This is a genomic window from Mesorhizobium sp. WSM4810, assembly GCF_055811235.1.
The window spans coordinates 1-653 of sequence record NZ_JBVVQV010000096.1; the positions used below are offsets into that span (position 1 = coordinate 1).

Annotated in this window: 1 protein-coding gene; it reads right to left on the bottom strand. The window is 62.3% G+C overall.

Annotated elements, in window-relative coordinates:
* The coding region (groEL, locus tag AC0L3O_RS35465) for a chaperonin GroEL (protein WP_473618162.1) at positions 1 to 653 on the bottom strand (653 nt) is incomplete at both ends.

Below are 653 nucleotides of genomic sequence, written 5' to 3' on the forward strand. Positions count from 1 at the left end.
TCGACGCGGTCCTTCTTTTCCTTGACTTCGATCTCGGTCGCACCGCCGACGCGGATGACGGCAACGCCGCCCGCCAGCTTGGCGAGACGTTCCTGCAGCTTCTCCTTGTCGTAGTCCGAGGTGGTCTCCTCGATCTGCTGCTTGATCTGGGCGATGCGGCCCTGGATCTCGGCCTTCTTGCCGGCGCCGTCGACGATGGTGGTGTTCTCCTTGGAGATCGACACCTTCTTGGCGCGGCCGAGCATGTCGAGGCCAACATTCTCGAGCTTGATGCCGAGGTCTTCGGAAATGACCTGGCCACCGGTGAGGATGGCGATGTCTTCCAGCATGGCCTTGCGGCGATCACCGAAGCCCGGCGCCTTGACGGCGGCGATCTTCAGGCCGCCACGCAGCTTGTTGACGACCAGCGTGGCCAAGGCCTCGCCTTCGACGTCTTCCGAGATGATGACCAGCGGCTTCGAGGTCTGCACGACAGCCTCGAGGATCGGCAGCATCGCCTGCAGGTTGGAGAGCTTCTTCTCGTGGAGGAGGATGTAGGCGTCTTCCAGATCCGCAACCATCTTGTCGGCGTTGGTGACGAAGTAGGGCGAGAGATAGCCGCGGTCGAACTGCATGCCTTCGACGACTTCGAGTTCGGTCTCGGCGGTCTTGGC